The organism is Sedimentitalea sp. XS_ASV28, from assembly GCF_041224545.1.
GTDB lineage: Bacteria > Pseudomonadota > Alphaproteobacteria > Rhodobacterales > Rhodobacteraceae > Sedimentitalea.
The window spans coordinates 24,626-44,724 of the sequence record NZ_JBGFGP010000069.1 but is presented as its reverse complement, the minus strand read 5'-3'; the positions used below and the strand labels follow the sequence as shown (position 1 = coordinate 44,724).

Here is a 20,099-nt window from a genome sequence, read left to right as displayed (position 1 = left end):
GCACAGCGCCGCGCCGCCAGAGACGGCTGCGAAACGGATATGTGCGTCATGTGTCATGGCCAAAGGTTATATCCGCCCGGTCGGAAATGAAAAGGCCGTTTTTGTGCCGTTGGTCGTGACCGCCTGCGACCTGCCGCGTCACTCCTGCGCCGCGGGTTCCGGTTTCAGCGCGCCGTTTGCCCATTCGCCGCTTTCCTGCTGACCGCTGGCATAGCGCATTGTCCCCTCGCCATGCCGTTTGCCTTCCAGGAATTCACCTTCGTAGACGTCACCGTTGGAATAGGTTGCGCGCCCGTTGCCGGTGATCTTGCCCGCAGTCCATTCGCCTTCGTAGATAAAACCGTTCTGCATCACGATCTTGCCGGTGCCGTGGCGTGCGCCCTTGTCGAATGTGCCTTCGTAAACGGATCCGTCCGCATAGGTCGCCTTGCCGCTGCCCTGCCGCTGGCCATCCACCCAGTCACCTTCATAGCGATAGCCGTCCGAATAGGTCATGACGCCCTTGCCGTGATTCTGCGCGTTTCTGAATTCGCCCTCATAGACAACGCCGTTGGGGTAGGTTGCGGTGCCTGTGCCCTCGATGACCCCGGCGACCCAGTTGCCCTCGTAAGACGCCCCGTCCGGATAGGTGATCTTGCCGGCGCCATTCGCGAGATCGTCGCTGAACTCGCCGACATAGATCGATCCGTCCGGATAGGTCACCCTTCCGTTGCCAGCGATCTTGCCGGCCACCCAGGTGCCGGAATAGACATACCCGTCCGAGCCTGTGAACGTACCTGTCCCGTCACGGTGATCCTCGGTAAAATCGCCCTCGTAGCTGTCACCGTTGGCATAGTCGACGCGCCCCTTGCCCTGCCGGCGTCCACCGACGAACTGGCCGGTATATGTATCACCGTTGGGTTGCACGAGCGTGCCCGTGCCGTCGAATTGTCCGTTCTTCCACTCGCCTTCGTAAACCAGCCCGTCCGTCAGCGTCAGTTTGCCCTTGCCAGACCGTTTGCCGGCAACAAGCTCTCCGTCATAGACCGCGCCATCCGCATAGGTGATGACGGCCTTGCCCTGTTTGACGCCCTCCACCCAGTCTCCGACATATTCGTATCCATCCGGGTCCTGCATCGTGCCGGTGCCGTGATGCTGCGCGTCCTTGAACTCGCCTTCGTAGCGCACGCCGTTCGCATAGGTCGCGACCCCGCGACCATTGATCTTGCCATCGGCCCATTCCCCCTCGTAGGTGCCGCCATCGGCAAAGACGATCTTGCCCTTGCCCTGGGGCTTTCCCTTGGCGAACTCACCTTCGTAGACCGAGCCGTTGGGGAACTTTGCGACACCGTTGCCGGTGATCTCGCCATCCACCCAGTCGCCGCTGTATTCGTAACCATTGGGCAGGGTGTAGGTGCCGGTGCCATGTTGCAGCCCGCCGCGAAACGTGCCTTCGTAGACGCCGCCGATATCGTCCTGCTTGGTCAGGATCTGTTCGGTCTGTGCCAGCGCCGGGCCGGCAACGGACATGACCAGCAATACGGATGTGGTCGCTGAGAGTCGGCGAAGTACGGTTGGAACTGTCATGAGATGCCCTGTTGCCCGATGTTCTGGCGGCTTCTGCGCCCTGTGGTGCGAAATTATGCGAGCGTGCCGGATTGAGCAATGTCTTTTGCCCTGCTCTCTTTTACTCGGGCGGTGATCTGCTAAATGGCAGGGGATGGTTCTGGGTACGGGGGCAGCATGGCTGACCGATTTCGCATAACTCTGGCGCAACTCAACCCGGTTGTCGGTGATCTGACCGGCAACGCGGACAAGGCCCGCGCCGCGTGGGAGCAGGGGCGCAAAGCCGATGCGGACCTCGTGGCGCTGCCGGAAATGTTCATCACCGGCTATAATGCGCAGGACCTTGTGATGAAGCCGGCCTTTCACACGGCAGCGATTGACGCGGTTCGCAAGCTGGCTGCCGATTGTGCTGACGGGCCGGCGATGGCCATCGGTGGTCCGTGGCTCGAAGGGACGGAGCTTTATAACTGCTACATGATCCTCAGGGGCGGGCAGATTGTCAGCACGGTGTTCAAGCACCACCTGCCGAATGAAACCGTATTCGATGAGATGCGCATTTTCGATACCGGGCCGCTTGGCGGGCCTTATGCGGTGGGCGACGTGCGCATCGGATCACCCATTTGCGAGGATGCGTGGCACGAGGACGTGGCGGAAACGCTGGCCGAGACCGGGGCGGATTTCCTGCTGATCCCCAACGGATCGCCCTATTACCGCGACAAATTCGAAACCCGGCTGAACCATATGGTGGCACGGGTTGTCGAAACCGGCTTGCCATTGATCTATCTCAACATGGTGGGCGGGCAGGATGACCAGGTCTTTGACGGAGGCAGTTTCGCGCTGAACCCTGGTGGCGCACTCGCCCTGCAAATGCCGCTGTTTGACGAGGCGATCCAGCATCTGGACCTTGAGCGCGGCGACACCGGTTGGCGCATCCTGCCCGGTGTCGAGCATTCCCATCCCGACGCATATGAACAGGATTATCGCGTGATGGTGACGGGATTGCGCGATTACATGGCAAAGTCGGGTTTTTCCAGGGTCCTGCTCGGTCTGTCAGGAGGCGTTGACAGCGCCATCGTCGCCACCATAGCGGCGGATGCGCTGGGGCCGGAGAACGTGCGATGCGTGATGCTGCCCTCGGAATACACCAGCGATGAAAGCCTTGCCGATGCCGAGGCCGTCGCCGAGGCGCTCGGATGCCATTACGATTACATCCCGATCAGCGAGGGGCGCGCCGCGATCACCCGGACGCTTGCGCCGCTCTTTGCGGGCACCGAGCCGGGGCTGACCGAAGAAAACATCCAGTCGCGGCTGCGCGGGCTGCTCCTGATGGCGATGAGCAACAAGTTCGGCGAGATGTTGCTGACCACCGGCAACAAATCCGAGGTCGCGGTGGGATATGCCACCATCTACGGGGACATGGCAGGTGGCTATAATCCGATCAAGGATCTCTACAAGACGCGGGTATTCGAGACCTGCCGCTGGCGAAATGCCAACCATCGCGACTGGATGATGGGGCCCGCGGGCGAGGTGATCCGCCCCAACGTGATCGACAAGCCACCGTCTGCGGAACTGCGGGAAGACCAGAAAGACAGCGACAGCCTGCCGGACTATCCGGCGCTTGATGCGATGCTGGAGATCCTTGTGGACAAGGACGGGTCGATTGCGGATTGCGTTGCAGCAGGGTTTGACCGGGCAACCGCGCAAAAGGTCGAGCGGCTGATCTACATGAGCGAATACAAGCGGTTTCAGTCGGCTCCCGGGCCGCGTCTGACCAAGGCGGCGTTCTGGCTTGACCGGCGCTATCCGATCGTCAATCGCTGGCGCGACCCAAGCTGATCATTCCCACCAACGGTCGATCCGTGCGATGTCGTCGTCGGACCAGCCGAAATGGTGTGCAAATTCATGGATCGTGACATGCGCGATCAGATCCGCGAGGGCAACACCGCGCCGTGCGCGCCATTCCGCGAGGATCGGCTCGCGGAACAGCCACACCGTATCGGGCTGCTCCGGCTGATCCCAGACCGATTTCAGTGTCATCGGTGTGCCGTCATACAGCCCGGTCAGGTGCAAGGGGTCGCTTATCCCGAGCTCGTGCAGCATCTGTCGTGACGGCCAGTCGGCAACGCAAACCGCCACGTCACGCGCCGGGCCGCGAAACGGCTCGGGCAGCGTGCTGATCGTGTGGCGGGCCATGGTTTCGAACTCATCAAGGGATGGGGACTCGGGCATGCGCGTCTTATGACGCAGGCCCGCCACGACTTGAAGATGCCGAGCGCGTTTCGGTGAGGGCAGGGCACGCTCTGCGCATGGTTACAACATCAGTTGATAGCTGTGGGGTACATAATGAAATCCATCGCCACGTGTTTCGACATAGCCGACCGCCGGCCATGGCATATGATAGCCGATCATGGGGAGCCCGTCGGTGGCCAGCATCCCGAGAATCTTGCGCCGGGTCCGGGCGGCCATTTCCTTGTCCATGTCGAATTTCACTTCCCAATCGGGATAGGCGAGCGACCAGACATAGTGATTGGTGAAATCGGCACCGATCAGCAATTGGCTGCCGCCACTGTCCAGCAGGTAGGCCATGTGCCCCGGCGTGTGACCGAAAGCCTCCATCGCGGTGATGCCGCCTGTCACGTCGGCCCCGCCCGGGATGAACGTGGTTTGCTCGGCCAGAGGTTTCATCTTGGCATCGAACGTGTCGTTGCCCATGGCGCTCCAGGCGTCGAACTCGGCCGATCCGGTGACATAGCGGGCATTGGGAAAGGTGGGCGCGTCGCCATTCGTCACGCCGCCGATATGGTCGCCATGCATATGCGTGATGACCACGACATCGATCATGTCGGGTGTGTATCCGGCGGCAGCCAGCGCAGCGGTGGTGCCCTCTGCCGACAGACCGGTATCGAACAGCACAAGCTCGGCTCCGGTGTTGACGATGGTGGGGGTGAAAAAGAACTGCGCCTGGTCCGTCGGTATATGGGCCGCGTCCGAGACCTCTTTGAACGCTTCGGGAGACACGTTCATGCCGAATATGTTCTGCGGGTCCCCGACCGTGCGGGTGCCGGCGAGAATCGTTGTGACGTCGAACTCTCCCAGCCTGAAACGGTTGTAGGGCGGATTTGACGCGCCCATCATCGGGGCGGCGGCATGGGTGCGGACAGCGGCGGCGGCGAACGGCAGGGCAGCAGCCCCTGCCAATGCGGCGCGACGGGTGAGTCTGGTCATCGGGCGGTCTCCTGTGTTCGGGCATCATGTTCATGATAGAACTGTTTCGCCCTTTGGCCACGTGTTGTTCGCCCCCTTGAGCGGCGCGCACCGAGATGTGATGAATTTCGTCATGGCCACGCATGACGGACGGTCAACCAATGATCATGCGAGCGATTTCTTCGCTTGTGCCGAGCCGTGCCGCGGTGCCGGGTATGGCGCTCTGGCTGGACAAAGGCGCATCCCTGTGACAACAGATCGCCGAACAGGAGATACCGATGACAACCACCCGTTTTGCCCCTTCGCCTACCGGCTATATCCATGTCGGAAACCTGCGCACGGCGCTGATGAACTACATGATCGCGCGCAAGGCGGGTGGCACGTTCATTCTGCGCATCGACGACACCGATCCCGACCGCTCCAGGGAATCCTATGTGGATGCGATCAAGGAAGATCTGGACTGGCTCGGCCTGCATTGGGATCGTATCGAGCGGCAATCCGCGCGGTTGGACCGCTATGCAGAGGCCGCCGATCGGTTGCGCGAGATGGGACGCTTTTACGAGGCCTTCGAGACACCGACCGAACTTGACCTAAAGCGCAAGAAACAGCTGAACATGGGGAAGCCGCCGGTCTACGATCGCGCGGCTCTGAGCCTGAGCGATGCAGAAAAGGACGCGCTGCGCGCCGAGCGCGGGGATGGTGTCTGGCGCTTCAAGCTTGACCACGAACGGATCGAGTGGGCCGACGGTATCCTTGGCGACATCTCGATCGACGCCGCCAGCGTCAGCGATCCGGTCCTGATCCGGGGCGACGGGCAGGTGCTCTATACGATTGCGTCGGTGGTCGATGACACCGAGATGGGCGTGACCGACGTGGTGCGGGGCTCGGATCACGTGACCAATACCGCGACACAGATCCAGATCATGCACGCGCTTGGTTTCGAACCGCCGCGCTTTGCCCATCATTCGCTGCTGACCGGTCCGCAGGGCGAGGCGCTGAGCAAGCGGTTGGGAACATTGGCGCTGCGTGACCTGCGCGAACGCGGGGTGCAGCCGATGGCACTTCTGAGCCTGCTGGCGCGGCTGGGGTCGAGCGATCCGGTGGAATTGCGCGGCAGCATCGACGAGTTGGTCGATGGGTTTGACATCTCGCGCTTCGGCAGTGCGCCGACCAAGTTCGATGTGGATGATCTGTTTCCGCTGACCGGTCACTACCTGCAGGGCCTGCCGCTGTCGGAGGTGCGTGACGCGGTCTCGGCGGCGGGCGTGCCCGATGACCTTGCCGAGGCTTTCTGGCTGATGGCGCGCGACAACATAACGACGCTGGGCGATCTTGAGCCTTGGTGGATCCTGTGCCGGGACGGCGCCGAGCCGTTGATCGCCGAGGAAGACCGCGCATTTGTCGCAGAGGCGATGTCGCTGTTGCCGGATGCGCCCTATGACGGCGAGACCTGGAAGACTTGGACCGATGCGGTCAAGGCGGCGACCGGGCGCAAGGGGAAGGGGCTGTTCATGCCCCTGCGCAAGGCGGTGACCGGGTTGGAGCGCGGACCGGAAATGGCGGCGCTGATGCCGCTGATGCAGGTCGTGCGCGCGCGCGCCTGAACAAAAGACGTCGGCGCCCGTGGAAACTGCGGGAGCCTCCGGCGGGAGTATTTTGCCAAAGCTGAAGCGGTGGCGGATCAGCGGCCCGATGTGGTCACGATGCGGGCCTTCATTGCGGCGAGCCGGTCGTCGACATAGGCGATCTGTTGCGCGGTCAGTTGCTGGTGGCGTGGATAGCGCGGGGCGTTGCGGTCATCGAGGATCGGTGTCTCCCAGCCCTGTGTCGTCTGAAAGAAGCGGTCGGCGCCGCCTGTCCCGAATTCCCTCAGGTAGCCCTGAATCACCACGTCGAGATAGCTGAGCAGGATCGGGTGGCGGTCTGTCGGCGTGGTGTGGCGCGTCAGCGGCACGCTGTAGACCGCGATCTCGACGGGTTTGGTTACCGGATGGGTCACGGACGCGGTTGCCGGTATGCGATCATAGGCCCATTCGCGCTGATCCAGGGCCTGCCAGTCGCCATTCGGCACATGGGCGATCAATCCGTCGATCGTGGTGTCCGGCGCGGGTACCACGGTGAGGAAGGCCGCCGGGCGCAGATCGGTGTGCCGCCAGGCACGGCACCAGCCGGTCAGCTGCGCCGGTTGCGGATTCGTGAAGTCGTGGGTCGCGCGGTTCACGAGGCTGCCGTAGCCGAAAAAGTAAGGGTCCGCTGTCATGCGTGCCTGCGCTGTCGCTATTGATGTATGTCAAACCGCTTTTTCGCGCGATGTGCGACAAGTTGCAATGCGAACGATGCGGGGAGCATGGGCGTGAGAATCACCAAGAGAACCAATATCGCGGTGCGGTTGCTGATGTATTGCGCGGCCAATGGCGGTCGGCTCGTCACCAAGGCGGAGATCGCGGAGTGTTGCAACGTGTCCGAGAACCATCTGGCGCAGGTGATCAACCAGTTGAGCCAACTGGGCTATTTGCGAACGCAGCGCGGACGAAATGGGGGCATGGCGCTGGCGCGTGCACCGGCGACCATCCGGATCGGCGATGTCTTTCGGGACGTCGAGGGCAAGCCGCCGATCACGGAATGTTTCGCGGATGCGGATAACAGCTGCCCGTTTGTTGCGTCCTGCCGGTTGCGTCTGGCGCTGATGGATGCGGTATCCGCGTTCTACGCGAGCCTCGACGATATCACGCTGGATGCGCTGGTATGTGAGAACACCGAGCTGTTGCGGATCTTGCAACCGGTTGCCTGCACGCGCTGATCATTCGCGTCCGCGAAGAACGCGCGCGGGGCGGCTGGCCAGCGGACGCCACGAAAAGCCCAGCCCGGCGAGCAATGTTGCCAGGATGCCTCCGGCCACGATGCCCAGGGCGGAGGGCCAGATCACGGTGAAATCGGTATCCATGATGAAGTGGCTGACGGCCCAGCCGCCAGCGATGCCCGCGATGAGCGCCACGCTGCCTGCGGCGGCGCCCAGAAGGGCTGCGCGCAATGCGAAGCTGGTCAGGATGCGTGCGCGGGCGGCACCGAGCGTCTTGAGCAGGGCGGCCTCGTATGTGCGGGCCTGTTCGCCGGCTGCGGCGGCTCCGATCAGCACGAGAAAGCCGGTCAGCAGTGTCGCTGCGGCGCCATAGGAGGTGGCAGCGGCCAGCCCGGAAAGCACCTCGGAGGCGCGGTCGATGGCATCGCGCACGCGGATGGCGGTGATGTTGGGATAGGCATTTGCCAGATCCCGCAGGATCCGGCTTTCGGCGGCGTCCTCGGCATAGACAGTTGCGATGAAACTGTGCGGCGCGCCGGCCAGCGCAGACGGATTCATCGACATGACGAAACCCAGCCCGCCGGTGGAAAAATCGACTTCGCGAAAGCTGGCGATCGTGGCGGTTATGTCGCGCCCCAGAATGTTGATGGTGAGCGTGTCGCCAAGGTCGAGACCCAGTTCCGCGGCCTCTTCGGCGGCGAAGCTGATCAGCGGCGGGCCGTCATAGTCGGCGGGCCACCATTTCCCGGCGAGCAGACGCGTGCTTGCCGGCATCTCGGCGGAATAGGTCAGGCCGCGATCCCCTTCGACGACCCAGTGACCGCCGGCGACGTCCTGGGCGGGGCGACCATTGATGCGGGTCACGATGCCGCGCAACATCGGGGCGGTTTCCACCCGGCTGACGGCAGGTTCGGTGGACAGGCGCCGCGTGAAGCCGTCGATCTGATCCTGCTGGATGTCCACAAAGAAATACGAGGGTGCAATATCGGGCAGGTTTCCGGAAATCGCGTTGCGAAGGTTGCCATCGATCTGACCGACTGCCGCGAGAACCGACAGGCCGAGGCCGAGAGACAGGACAACCGAGGTTGCGCCTTCGCCCGGTCCGGAAATCGCCGACAATGCCCATCGCAGGGCAGGGCGCCCGCGCGCGAGCGCGCCGCCCCGTCGCGCAATGGCGCGAATGACGAGAGCGGAGATTGCCAGCAGGGCGAGCGCAAAGGCGATACCGCCGGTGGTCCAAAGGGTCAGGCGCGCGGTTCCGCTGAACCAGGTTGCAAGGCCGACAAGCGTGGCAATTCCGATCGCGAGGGTGGCGAGGTAGCGCAGAGGTGGAATCAGGCGCGCGCCGGCGAGCGCATCGCGAAACAGGCTCGCGGGGCGCACGTCTTCGGTGCGCGCCAGCGGCCAGAGCGTGAAGATCAGCGCCGTAAGCAAACCATAAATCGCTGCCTCGGCAAGCGGGGCGGGGTAGATGGTGAAGGCGGCCGGAATCGGGAGTTGTGCCTCGATCAATGGGGCGACGAGAATTGGCACCATTGCACCGAGGATTACGCCGAGTACAATACCCGCCAGCGAGAGCAGGCCGATTTGCAGGAAATAGGTCTGAAAGATCGTTGCGCGGTCCGCGCCAAGGGTGCGCAGGATTGCGATGACATTGGTCTTGTCCGCAAGATAGGCGCGCACGGCGGCGGACACGCCGACACCCCCCACCGCAAGCCCCGACAACCCGACCAGAACCAGAAACGATCCGAGACGGTTCACGAATTCGGCCACGCCGGGCGCCCCGTTGCGGGAATCGGACCAGCGCAGCCCGGAGTTTTCGAACCGTGCGCGCGCTTCGGCGGCCAGCCCGTCAAGGTTGCTGTCCGGCGGGAGGGTGAGGCGGTATTTGGTGGAAAAGAGCGATCCGGGCGACAGCAGGCCGGAGTCGGCCAATGCAGTGGTCGCGACCAGTGTGCGGGGGCCGAGACCAAAGCCCTCGGAGGCTCCGTCAGGTTCATGCACCAGCGTTGACATCAGAATGAAATCCTGGGTGCCCAGCCGGAAAGTATCGCCGGAAATGAGACCAAGGCGATCCATCAGGACCCGGTCCATCACGGCGCCGGGCAGACCATCACGCCCCCTGAGCGCCTCGTGCAGCGGCATGTCCGGGTCCAACTGTGCCTTGCCGATCAGCGGGTAGGCGTCATCGACCGCCTTGACCTGCGTCAGTCCGCGTTCCGTTTTGCCGTCACGCGTGACCACGACCATCGAGCGGAAATCGACGATTTCCGAAATCTCCGTGGCGGTATCGCGCATCCACAGGCGTTCATTTTCGGATGCAAAGCGATAGGTGAACCTCATCTGGGCGTCACCGCCCAGCAAGGCCGCCCCTTCACGGGTCAGGCCGGACTCGATCGATGCGCGGATCGTGCCGATTGCGGCGATGGCGGCAACGCCGAGTGTCAGGCAGGCGAGGAAGATGCGAAACCCGCGCAGCCCGCCACGCAATTCGCGTCGGGCAAAGCGCGACGCGAGGCGAAGACTCATTCCGCCGCCTCACGTTCGATTTCCGGTGCGATCGTGCCGTCGCGCAGGCGGATCACCCGGTCGCAGCGGGCGGCGAGTTCGCTGGAATGGGTGACCAGAACCAGCGTCGCGCCATGCCGGTCGCGCAGGCCGAAAAGCAGGTCCATGATCGCGGTGCCGTTTGCCTCGTCAAGGTTGCCGGTGGGCTCGTCCGCCAGCAGGATGTGCGGGCGTGATGCCGAGGCGCGGGCCAGCGCCACGCGTTGCTGTTCGCCACCGGACATCTGTGTCGGATAGTGATTGGCACGATGGGCCAGCCCCACGGTCTCCAGTTCGGCGGCAGCCCGGTCAAACGCATCCCTTGCCCCGGCAAGTTCCAGCGGCGTGGCCACGTTTTCAAGCGCCGTCATGGTCGGGATGAGGTGAAAGGACTGAAAGACCACGCCCATGTGATCGCGGCGGAACCGGGCGAGCGCGTCCTCGTCCATTGCGGTCAGGTCATGGCCAAGTGCGGTGATCGACCCGGATGTGGCCTGTTCCAGCCCGCCCATCAACATCAGCAACGAAGATTTGCCAGAGCCCGACGGGCCGATCAGCCCCAAGGTCTCGCCACGGTTCACGTCCAGTGTGACGGAGTGCAGGATATCGACAGGCCCGGCATTGCCATTCAGCGACAAAGAGGCATCTTTGAGGGAGAGGATCGGCTCGGACATGGGCCCCGGTTCATTAGGTGTGACAGATGGCATATGGAGCGATTGACGGAATGCGCAAGGTGTTGGGCGGCATTGTTTTATCGGTTTACGGGCTGATCGCCAATGCAGAGCAGGTGACCATCGCCGCTCTGGGCGACAGTCTGACACAGGGGTATGGGCTGTTGCAGCAGGATGGTTTCGTGCCGCAATTGCAGGGTTGGTTGCGTGGGCAGGGTGCCGATGTCACCGTGATCAATGCGGGCGTGTCGGGCGATACCACGGCGGGCGGCGCCGCGCGTGTCGCATGGACGTTGACGCCCGAGGTGGATGGCATGATCGTGGCGCTTGGCGGCAATGACCTGCTGCGCGGGATCGCGCCCGAGGTCAGCCGCAGCAACCTCGATAAGATCCTTGCAGCCGCATCGCAGGCCGATGTCGATGTCCTGCTCGTCGGGATGCAGGCTCCGGGAAACTACGGGCCCGAGTACAAGGCGGCGTTCGATGCGCTCTATCCGGAACTCGCTGCGCAATATGGTGCGCTTTATGAAGAGAACTTCTTTGCCGGCATCGCCGGTGAAACATCCGACCCCGCCGGAATGCGCAAATTCATGCAGGAGGACGGGATCCATCCCAATCCCGAAGGCGTGCGCATGATCGTGGGGGTGATCGGCCCGCGCGTTCTGGACCTGGTCAAGCAGATCGAAGCAGCGCAATAGACCATGCCGGGCGGCGCAATCCGCCGGCTGGATCAGGATGCCTGCCGCAGCGTTTTGGCGCGCCGCGAGCCAGCGATTGTCAGTGTGGCGCTTTCGGTGTCCACGTCGGTCAGAGAACGGTGACCACCGTGCCGATGGGAACGCGATTGTAAAGGTCGATCACGTGTTCGTTCAGCATCCGGATGCAGCCGTTGGAGGCCGACTGACCGATGGTTTCGGGCTGGGTGGTGCCATGAATGCGGAAGTAGGTATCGACGCCGTTCTGGAAGAGGTAGAGCGCCCGTGCCCCGAGCGGATTGTCCGGCCCGCCCGGTTGCACGTATGTGTTGCCCTTGAAACGGCCATAGGTTTCTGGGCTGCGCTCGATCATCTCGTCGGTGGGGCGCCAGCTTGGCCATTCCTTCTTGACGTCGATCGTTGCGGTGCCGGTAAATTCCAGCCCCGCCTTGCCGACGCCGACGCCATAGCGGATCGCCTTGCGCGGCTCGGTCACGAAGTAGAGATAATAGGAACGCGGAAGAATCAGCATCTGACCGGGTTGATAATCCTTCTTGATCCTGACGTATTGCGGTGTCGGATCAAACGCTTCGCCCTGGGCGGATGCGAGGCCCGGTACGACAGCCGCCGACGCGGCGGTTGCTATGAAGGTTCGGCGTGAAATCATGACGGTTCCCTGATCGTGGCGCAGCTTACATTACCATTTATACGTGGATTTGTGAACGTCAGGTCAATGCTCTCGCGGTGTCGGACGACCTATTGTTGCGAGCGCTGAGGCCACGAAGGCACAGGTCGCAATCCACCCGAAATACCAGAACCGGCCCGCGAACGCGCTCTCTGCATAGGATGCTGCAAAGGCCTCCTTGGCGGCATGGGCAAGCATGAACGAGGTTCCTGCCAGCAGCAGGCAAAGCACTGTGGTCGCTACCTGTCCGAGTCGTAGGAAAGCCGAGAACCACGCCAATGCGATACCGAGCGGCAAGCCGATCCAGATGACTTTATCGGCCCAGAACGGATGGGCACCCAGCGTCTGTGTGACGCTGGTATATTGCGCGGCAAGGGCGGCGATCAGCGGGAGGGCGAGGAAAGCGATCCAGTGCATGTCTTTGACTGTGAAGCAGGGCGAACTCGTTTCCGAGCGATGTAAAAAAGGCGGGCATCGAGCCCGCCTCTCTCAAATTCCGTCCGGTGAATGACCGGGATCAGGCAAGCGCCAGGTTGGTCGCGCTTTCGCGACCGTCACGGCCCGCTTCGATGTCGAACGTCACTTTCTGGTTGTCCGCCAGACCGGTGAGGCCTGCGCGCTCAACGGCGGAAATGTGTACGAAAACGTCCTTGCTGCCGCCATCGGGCGCAATAAAGCCGTAGCCTTTGGTTGAGTTGAACCATTTCACGGTGCCAGTGGCCATATCCGTGGTCTCCTGTTTTGGTTTGCTGTCCGCGGAAGTGCGACAGCCCGGCGTGGTTGGTCTGGATCGAAGACTGGCCGGCCTTGGAAAGGAGACAGTAGGTCGAAAAAGATAACGTTAGCCCTTTGGGCTATCGCATTTCGCACATTCCCGCGCAAGACAATTTTGTCGCGCCCAATGGTATTTGGGTGCGGGGAATGTCTGTGTGGATGCGGGCGCTGTCTAGGCGCGAATAGTGGAACCCTGTCAATCTAGTCCGAAAAAGTGTATGGTTGCAAGATGATATCGGCAAGAAGGAGGGGACGATGACCTGTATCACGATCACCACCTGGGAGATTTCCGACGGGACGAACTATGATGTGGCTTTGCAGAACATCCGTGACAAGCGAATGCCTGCGCTCAAAGAGCTCGGGGCCTCGCGCGTCTGCGTCATACGCACCAGCGACCGAACCAGCGCGGCCATCACGGAATGGCCCGACACCGCGACGCGCGACGCTGCGGATCACGCCATCGAGGCCGTTCGAAGCAAGATTCACGCCGAAGACTTTTCACGAATGACCGGCGAGATGCGAGGGACGGTCGTCGCGGAATTGTGACATCGTCAGACGGGCGGCTGACAAGCGAACCGGCCCGGCCATTGAAAATTTCCGGCAGATTTCCGGACGGCATGTTGATTGCCGTCCGGCAGGTGCCTTTGTGCAGGATCAGGCCAGTTTGCCGGCCAGCGCCTTGTCGATCAGTGCCACTGTTTCATCGACGCCGTAAAGCGCGATGAATCCGCCGAAACGCGGCCCCTGGCTCGCGCCGAGCAACACCTCGTAGAGCGCCGTGAACCAGCCGCGCAGCGGATCGAACCGATCGCGGCCAACCGCGTAGACGATGGATTGCAGGGCTTCGTCCTCGACGCGCCCGTCATATGCCGCCAACTGTGCCCGCAGGTCGAGCAACGCGTCGCGCTCGGCCTCGGTCGGTTCACGGAACTGCCGCGTCGGCTTGACGAAGTCATTGAAATACTTGACCGCAAATCCCGCGGCTGCGTCAAGATCCGGGTGGCTTTCGGCGCTCGCGTCGGGCGCATAGCGTCGGATGAAGCCCCAGAGCTGGTCCTTGTCCTCAGCGCCCGAGACCGAAGCAAGGTTCAGGAGCATCGAGAACGGTACGATCAGCGTGCTTTCCGGCACATCGCCGCCGTGAATGTGCCAGACCGGGTTGTTCACCTGTGCCTTGATGTCCTGCGTGGGAAATGCGCGCAGTTGCTGGTGATATTCGTCCACTGCCTTGGGGATGACGTCGAAATACATCCGCTTGGCCGTCTTGGGCTTCTGATACATGAAATAGGCCAGCGACTCGGTGCTGGCATAGGTCAGCCACTGGTCGATGCTGACCCCGTTGCCGGAAGATTTCGAGATCTTCTGGCCGTTCTCGTCCAGGAACAGTTCGTAGGTGAAATGCTCGGGCGGACGGACACCCAGTACACGACAGATCCCGTCGTAGATCGGCGTGTTGGTCGAATGGTCCTTGCCATACATTTCGAAATCGACCTCGAGCGCCGCCCAGCGGGCTCCGAAGTCGGGCTTCCATTGCAATTTGACGTTGCCGCCCGTCACCGGCAGGGTCCACTCCTTGCCGTCCTCGTCGTCAAAGGTGATGGTGCCGTCCTTGGCATTCACCTCTTTCATCGGCACGTAGAGCACACGGCCGGTTTCCGGGTGGATCGGCAGGAAGATCGAATATGTCTGCTGGCGCTCATCGCGCAGCGACTTCAGCATGATCTTCATGATGTCGTCATAGCGCTCGGCGGCACGCAGCAGCACGGCGTCGAACTGCCCGGAGTTGTAGAATTCGGTGGCGCTGATGAATTCATAGTCGAAACCGAAGGTATCAAGGAACCGTCGCAGCATCGCGTTGTTATGCGCACCAAAACTCTCGAACTCTCCGAACGGGTCGGGCACGCTGGTCAACGGTTCCTGCAGGTGCTCCTTGAGCATTTCCTGGTTGGGAACATTGCCCGGGACCTTGCGCATCCCGTCCAGATCGTCGGAAAAACAGATCAGACGTGTGGGAATGTCGCTGATGGTTTCAAAGGCCTTGCGGATCATCGTTGTGCGCGCAACCTCGCCAAAGGTGCCGATATGCGGCAACCCCGAGGGACCGTAGCCCGTTTCAAACAGGACGTAGCCCTTTTCCGGCGGCGCTTTCTGATAGCGTTTGACCAGCTTGCGGGCTTCTTCAAAAGGCCAGGCCTTGGACGCCAGTGCAGCTTCGCGCAATTCAGACATGTGACTCTCCGAAAACAGGGGCCGCGCATCCCGCGCGGTAGTGGCGTCTCCCTATTGCGCCGCCGTGGTCTCGTCAACACGGCGCGCGCCGTCGTGGTATCCGCCGCAAGGCAAATGATCGCCGCTTGCTATTGTGCTGCTGCATCGCGGTCAATATCCTCGCGAAAATGCCATCGAACCCATAAGGAAACCGTGCAGTGCAAGAATCTTCGTCAAACCAGCTCAGCCCCCAGGATTGTCTTGTCGCGCTGATGATCGCGGTTTCTGCGTCAGACGAGGAATTGCGCACGTCCGAACTCGTCAAGATTCAGTCGTCGATCAACATGCTGCCGGTTTTCGCGGAATACGATATCGACCGTCTCAAACAGACGTCGCAGGTGGTGTTCGACCTGTTTGAACAGGAGGATGGGCTGGATGCGCTCTTTGGGCTCATTCGCGACAACCTGCCAGAACGGCTGTTTGAGACCGCCTATGCCTTGGCTTGCGATGTTGCGGCGGCGGATGGCACGCTGCACGAACCGGAACTGCGCCTGCTCGAGGAAATCCGGTATGAGCTGAATATCGACCGGCTTCATGCCGCCGCGATCGAGCGGGGAGCGCGGGCGCGTCATCTGACCTGATGCTGCGTGGGCACGGTCACGTCCCGTAAAGCGCACCCCAGCGTTCGATCAACTGCTGTTGCAATGTCTTGGCGCGCCGGTTCCAGCTACGTGCTCCCCTGGGCCGCTCCCGGTCGGCACGGGGTATGCGGCTGCGGGCTTCGGTATCGGCGGCAAAGATCGCAAAGGCCAGCTCTGTTCCGTCGGTGGCCGTCATGTAGCCGCCAAGGCCCGAGACAAAATTCAGCGTCCCTGTCTTGGCATTCACCGTGATCGGATGCGCCTTGTTGGCCCGGCCTTCCGCATCGCGCAGCACGAAGGGTTTGAGCAGCGGGCGCAGGATGTCGTCCTTGCGCGCGTTCACCAGGGCGGCGACCAGATCCTGCGGCGTCATGCGCGACGCGTCTCCGAGCCCTGAATGATCGACCAGAAGGGTGCCCGTCATTCCGAACCGCTCGGCGGCCCAGCGGCTCATCGTGGCGGCGGATGAGCGCAGGCTGTCCGGCCGGTCGCCGCGCGCGACACTGGCGCTCATGCCGACCATTTCCGCGGTGAGGTTGGTCGAGTATTTCAGCATCGCCTTGACGATCATGACCAGTCGCGCGCTCTCATGCGTTGCCAGCACCTTGGTTCCTTGTGTCAGGTCGCCAGAGATCCGCGCCGCCGGCAGCACGATCCCCTGCGCGCGGGCCATGGTGCGGAATACGTCACCGGCATAGAGGCCGGGCCGACGTACCGGCAGCCATCTTGCGCCACCGCCACCCAAAGCGCCCCGCGCGACCGTCCATTGATCGACGCTGCCTGCGTCTTCGTAGGTGTAGACGGGCAGGTTGCGAGACACGACCTTCATCTGCGCCATTGCCACCTCCGGGCGATAGCGCTCGGTGCGGGCGTCCATCGCTACCCGATAGCTCTTGCCGGAGGCACGCCATTCGAAATGCACGCGATTGAAATTCAGAGCGATGCCGCTGACCGCCGGGCTGTAGCCCACATGATCCGGCTGGCCGGGATCGATCGTGTTCACGAAGGGCAGGGCGGCTTCATACACCTTGAACGCGCCGCGCACCTCGCGAATACCGGCGCTTTTCAACGCGCTCGCCAGCGTGGCGAGGTCATCCGTCGTCAGGATCGGATCGCCGCCGCCTGCCAGGATCAGATCCCCGTCCAGTATGCCGTTGCTGACGGGGCCGGCCGCCAGCAGCCGCGTTTGGAAACGATAATCCGTACCGAGCGTTTCAAGGGCATAGAGCGCGGTAAGCGCCTTGGCGACACTGGCGGGTGGCAATCCCGTGGTGCCGTTTGCCGCTTCCAGTTCGAGTCCGGTCTCGACATCCGCCACCGCACAGACCACATCCCCGCTCAGTCCGAAACGGGCGATCAGCGCGTCGATGCCCCCTCCGGCCACGCGGGCGAACTCGGCGGTCCGGGCGCGAGGGCGCAACGAGCTCACCGGCGGCGCGGCCTTAACAATCGCCGGAAATGCGACCGCCGCGAGCCCGCCCAGAACGAAACGCCGAGATCTGATGGTTTTCATGGTCATGTCACGTTGTCTTGCCTGATCACGTCGTGTTCGGGGCTCGGATGCCGTACCGGGCGAACAACTCCACGTTCAAGAGAGTAGCCGCCGTTCAATCGGAAATACAAGCGCCAACCGGCAGGTAAATCAACGGTTCACATCGACGCGGACAGGCATGTGGACCGACGCCTGACGGCATGAGCGCCTGCTGTCATGAATCATCCCTAAGTATCGGCCCTTGCTTGCGCCCGCTGTGCCCGGATCGCGGTCGAGCTCAGATCGACCATCGGGACATTGACGAAACACCAGGCCGGGGCCTTTGCGAATTTCAGCGTCTGGCTTGCCTGCCCGCGGATTCGATAGCGTTGATAGATGCGCGCCGCCGGCGACATCCGCGCTGAAATCCGGTCTCCGGGACGGGCGAGGATACCGAGCGGGACGGATTGCATGATGTCGTGCCAGTCGCGCCAGAGGTGAAACTGCGCCAGGTTGTCCGCCCCCATCAGCCAGACGAACCGGACACCGGGGTAGAGCCGTCGCAATCGCCTGATCGTGTCCGCCGTCGCTCGGGTCCCGAGGCGGGCCTCGATATCCGTGACCTGAACGCGGGGATGGTCCATGATGTCACGCGCGGCTCGGATGCGGGTTGCCATGGGGGCGGGCCCGCGCGCCTTGAGCAGGTTGCCCGGAGAGACCAGCCACCAGACGTGGTCCAGCCCGAACCGCTTCAACGCTTCGCGGGTGACATGCACATGACCGGCATGGGGCGGATCGAACGATCCGCCGAACAGACCTATGCTTTGGCCCGCTCGGGCCTGGGGATAATCACAACGCATCGGCAAAGTGATGGTCGCAAAACAATGCAAGTGTCAAACAGAAGCCGGATGAGCCTGTGTCATCTCGTGTTCCTCGTGATGGGTGTCGTGGCTTCGTGCGAGTGCAGGCGATTGCGCTTGCGACGCCGACTGTCTAAGTAGGCCCAACCCTATTTGCGACGCGGAGTTCCGACATGGCTGCCTATCAATTCGTCTATCACATGCAAGGGGTCTCCAAGACCTATCCCGGCGGCAAGAAGTGCTTTGAGAACATACATCTGAATTTTCTGCCTGGCGTGAAGATCGGTGTTGTCGGCGTCAACGGCGCGGGTAAATCCACGCTGATGAAGATCATGGCCGGGCTCGACAAGGATTTCTCCGGCGAAGCCTGGGCCGCCGAGGGGGCCAGGGTCGGTTATCTCCCGCAGGAGCCACAACTCGACGAAAGCCTGTCGGTTCGCGAAAACGTCATGCTGGGTGTCGCCCCTAAGAAGGCGATCCTCGACCGCTATAACGAACTGGCGATGAACTACTCGGACGAAACAGCCGAGGAAATGGCCGAGTTGCAGGACAGGATCGACGCGGAAAACCTGTGGGATCTCGACAGCCAGATCGACGTTTCGATGGAAGCCCTGCGCTGCCCGCCGGATGATGCCGAAATCGCCAACCTCTCGGGTGGTGAAAAGCGCCGTGTGGCGCTGTGCAAGCTGCTGCTCGAAGCGCCCGATATGCTGCTCTTGGACGAACCGACCAACCACCTCGATGCGGAGACCATCGCCTGGCTGCAGCAGCACCTGATCGACTACAAGGGCACGATCCTGATCGTCACCCACGACCGGTATTTTCTTGATGACATCACCGGCTGGATTCTCGAACTCGACCGGGGCCGCGGCATCCCTTACGAAGGCAACTATTCCGCGTGGCTTGAGCAAAAGGCCAAACGGCTGGAGCAGGAAGCCCGGGAAGACAAGTCCAAGCAAAAGACGCTGGAGCGCGAACTGGAATGGATGCGGCAGGGCGCTAAGGCCCGCCAGGCGAAATCCAAGGCCCGGATCGCCGCCTATAACGAACTGGCCGGACAGTCCGAACGCGAGAAGATCACCCGCGCCCAGATCGTCATACCGAACGGGCCGCGTCTCGGCTCCAAGGTGATCGAGGTTACCGGCCTCGCCAAGCACATGGGTGACAAGCAGCTGATCGAAGACCTGTCCTTCTCGCTGCCTCCGGGGGGCATTGTCGGCGTCATCGGTCCCAACGGAGCAGGTAAATCGACCCTGTTCAAGATGTTGACGGGTCAGGAAAAACCCGATGCCGGCACCGTCGAATACGGCGACACGGTCGACCTGTCCTATGTCGATCAGTCCCGCGATGACCTGAACGCCGATGACACCGTGTGGGAGGCGATAACAGGGGGGGCTGAGATCATCGAACTGGGCGACGCGCAGGTCAATTCCCGCGCCTATTGCTCGTCCTTCAACTTCAAGGGCGGTGATCAGCAGAAAAAGGTCGGTCTGCTCTCGGGCGGAGAACGCAACCGCGTGCACATGGCCCGTCTGCTGAAAGAGGGCGGTAACGTGTTGCTGCTGGACGAACCGACCAACGATCTCGACGTCGAGACCCTGCGCGCGCTGGAAGACGCTCTCGTCGATTTTGCCGGTTGCGCCGTGGTCATCTCGCACGACCGGTTCTTCCTCGACCGCATCTGTACTCACATCCTTGCCTTTGAGGGTAACGCCCACGTGGAATGGTTCGAGGGCAATTTCGAGGATTACGAGGAAGACAAGAAACGGAGACTCGGAGACATCGAGCCCACGCGCATGAAGTTCAAGAAGTTCACGCGATAAAACATGGGGTAATGCCATCTGACGGAGATATTCGTTGCGCATCTGAAGGCAGTGGCGCGCAGCGCATCGTGATGTCTCTGGTCAAGGCACCGTGACGGTGGTGTGAGCGGGTCTTTACCGTTCTTCAATAGAGCCTTTCCTGTGCGTCCGGGAGTATTCCGGACCTGATGGATTT

Annotated in this window: 19 protein-coding genes; 7 read left to right on the top strand and 12 right to left on the bottom strand. The window is 62.1% G+C overall.

Annotation, left to right across the window (positions count from 1 at the left end):
* Positions 1–138: 138 nt before the first annotated feature.
* Positions 139–1,509 (bottom strand): MORN repeat-containing protein, encoded by a 1,371-nt coding sequence (locus AB9K34_RS03280; RefSeq protein ID WP_369953046.1) that lies wholly within the window; start codon positions 1,507–1,509, stop codon positions 139–141.
* A 213-nt stretch (positions 1,510–1,722) separates the two neighbouring features.
* Between AB9K34_RS03280 and AB9K34_RS03275 the strand changes: the two genes are divergently transcribed.
* Complete coding sequence (locus tag AB9K34_RS03275) at positions 1,723–3,381, top strand: NAD+ synthase (protein WP_369953018.1); 1,659 nt, start codon at positions 1,723–1,725, stop codon at positions 3,379–3,381.
* On the opposite strand, the gene AB9K34_RS03270 is transcribed toward AB9K34_RS03275, so the two are convergent.
* Entirely contained in the window at positions 3,382–3,774 is a 393-nt protein-coding gene (locus tag AB9K34_RS03270; RefSeq protein ID WP_369953017.1) for a metallopeptidase family protein, read from the bottom strand.
* An 81-nt stretch (positions 3,775–3,855) separates the two neighbouring features.
* Complete coding sequence (locus tag AB9K34_RS03265; protein ID WP_369953016.1) at positions 3,856–4,770, bottom strand: MBL fold metallo-hydrolase; 915 nt, start codon at positions 4,768–4,770, stop codon at positions 3,856–3,858.
* A 257-nt stretch (positions 4,771–5,027) separates the two neighbouring features.
* On the opposite strand from AB9K34_RS03265, the gene gltX reads away from it, so the two are divergent.
* On the top strand, positions 5,028–6,353 hold the full coding sequence (gltX, locus tag AB9K34_RS03260; protein ID WP_369953015.1) for a glutamate--tRNA ligase: 1,326 nt from the start codon (positions 5,028–5,030) through the stop codon (positions 6,351–6,353).
* Positions 6,354–6,430: 77 nt separating this feature from the next.
* Here gltX and AB9K34_RS03255 read toward each other — a convergent pair whose 3' ends face one another.
* Positions 6,431–7,009 (bottom strand): gamma-glutamylcyclotransferase family protein, encoded by a 579-nt coding sequence (locus AB9K34_RS03255; protein WP_369953014.1) that lies wholly within the window; start codon positions 7,007–7,009, stop codon positions 6,431–6,433.
* A 93-nt stretch (positions 7,010–7,102) separates the two neighbouring features.
* Between AB9K34_RS03255 and AB9K34_RS03250 the strand changes: the two genes are divergently transcribed.
* On the top strand, positions 7,103–7,549 hold the full coding sequence (locus tag AB9K34_RS03250) for an Rrf2 family transcriptional regulator (RefSeq protein ID WP_369953013.1): 447 nt from the start codon (positions 7,103–7,105) through the stop codon (positions 7,547–7,549).
* Here AB9K34_RS03250 and AB9K34_RS03245 read toward each other — a convergent pair whose 3' ends face one another.
* Together AB9K34_RS03245 and AB9K34_RS03240 are read right to left on the bottom strand one after the other, a co-directional pair.
* The gene (locus tag AB9K34_RS03245; RefSeq protein ID WP_369953012.1) at positions 7,550–10,078 is read right to left on the bottom strand and encodes an ABC transporter permease; all 2,529 of its coding nucleotides are present in this window, start codon (positions 10,076–10,078) and stop codon (positions 7,550–7,552) included. It abuts the gene before it with no gap.
* A complete protein-coding gene (locus tag AB9K34_RS03240; RefSeq protein ID WP_369953011.1) occupies positions 10,075–10,770 on the bottom strand; it encodes an ABC transporter ATP-binding protein in 696 nt (231 codons plus the stop codon). Before AB9K34_RS03240 ends, AB9K34_RS03245 begins: the two co-directional genes overlap by 4 nt.
* A gap of 26 nt (positions 10,771–10,796) precedes the next feature.
* Between AB9K34_RS03240 and AB9K34_RS03235 the strand changes: the two genes are divergently transcribed.
* The gene (locus AB9K34_RS03235; protein ID WP_369953010.1) at positions 10,797–11,465 is read left to right on the top strand and encodes an arylesterase; all 669 of its coding nucleotides are present in this window, start codon (positions 10,797–10,799) and stop codon (positions 11,463–11,465) included.
* Between the two features lie 109 nt (positions 11,466–11,574).
* On the opposite strand, the gene AB9K34_RS03230 is transcribed toward AB9K34_RS03235, so the two are convergent.
* The 3 genes from AB9K34_RS03230 to AB9K34_RS03220 form a co-directional block, all read right to left on the bottom strand.
* Complete coding sequence (locus AB9K34_RS03230) at positions 11,575–12,129, bottom strand: L,D-transpeptidase (protein ID WP_369953009.1); 555 nt, start codon at positions 12,127–12,129, stop codon at positions 11,575–11,577.
* Between the two features lie 63 nt (positions 12,130–12,192).
* Positions 12,193–12,564: a hypothetical protein gene (locus AB9K34_RS03225; protein ID WP_369953008.1), complete on the bottom strand. Its 372-nt coding sequence runs from the start codon at positions 12,562–12,564 to the stop codon at positions 12,193–12,195.
* A gap of 100 nt (positions 12,565–12,664) precedes the next feature.
* The gene (locus AB9K34_RS03220; RefSeq protein ID WP_369953007.1) at positions 12,665–12,871 is read right to left on the bottom strand and encodes a cold-shock protein; all 207 of its coding nucleotides are present in this window, start codon (positions 12,869–12,871) and stop codon (positions 12,665–12,667) included.
* Positions 12,872–13,176: 305 nt separating this feature from the next.
* Here AB9K34_RS03220 and AB9K34_RS03215 point away from each other — a divergent pair, with 305 nt between their 5' ends.
* Positions 13,177–13,467 (top strand): hypothetical protein, encoded by a 291-nt coding sequence (locus AB9K34_RS03215; RefSeq protein ID WP_369953006.1) that lies wholly within the window; start codon positions 13,177–13,179, stop codon positions 13,465–13,467.
* Between the two features lie 108 nt (positions 13,468–13,575).
* Here AB9K34_RS03215 and AB9K34_RS03210 read toward each other — a convergent pair whose 3' ends face one another.
* The gene (locus AB9K34_RS03210; RefSeq protein WP_369953005.1) at positions 13,576–15,150 is read right to left on the bottom strand and encodes a lysine--tRNA ligase; all 1,575 of its coding nucleotides are present in this window, start codon (positions 15,148–15,150) and stop codon (positions 13,576–13,578) included.
* 251 nt (positions 15,151–15,401) lie between these two features.
* Between AB9K34_RS03210 and AB9K34_RS03205 the strand changes: the two genes are divergently transcribed.
* The gene (locus AB9K34_RS03205) at positions 15,402–15,770 is read left to right on the top strand and encodes a tellurite resistance TerB family protein (RefSeq protein ID WP_369953045.1); all 369 of its coding nucleotides are present in this window, start codon (positions 15,402–15,404) and stop codon (positions 15,768–15,770) included.
* Positions 15,771–15,786: 16 nt separating this feature from the next.
* Here the strand turns inward: AB9K34_RS03205 and dacB are convergent, their stop codons facing one another.
* On the bottom strand, positions 15,787–17,283 hold the full coding sequence (gene dacB, locus AB9K34_RS03200) for a D-alanyl-D-alanine carboxypeptidase/D-alanyl-D-alanine-endopeptidase (RefSeq protein ID WP_369953044.1): 1,497 nt from the start codon (positions 17,281–17,283) through the stop codon (positions 15,787–15,789).
* 206 nt (positions 17,284–17,489) lie between these two features.
* A complete protein-coding gene (locus AB9K34_RS03195; RefSeq protein ID WP_369953004.1) occupies positions 17,490–18,101 on the bottom strand; it encodes a nicotinate-nucleotide adenylyltransferase in 612 nt (203 codons plus the stop codon).
* Between the two features lie 173 nt (positions 18,102–18,274).
* On the opposite strand from AB9K34_RS03195, the gene ettA reads away from it, so the two are divergent.
* Entirely contained in the window at positions 18,275–19,924 is a 1,650-nt protein-coding gene (ettA, locus tag AB9K34_RS03190; protein ID WP_369953003.1) for an energy-dependent translational throttle protein EttA, read from the top strand.
* Positions 19,925–20,099 lie beyond the last annotated feature (175 nt).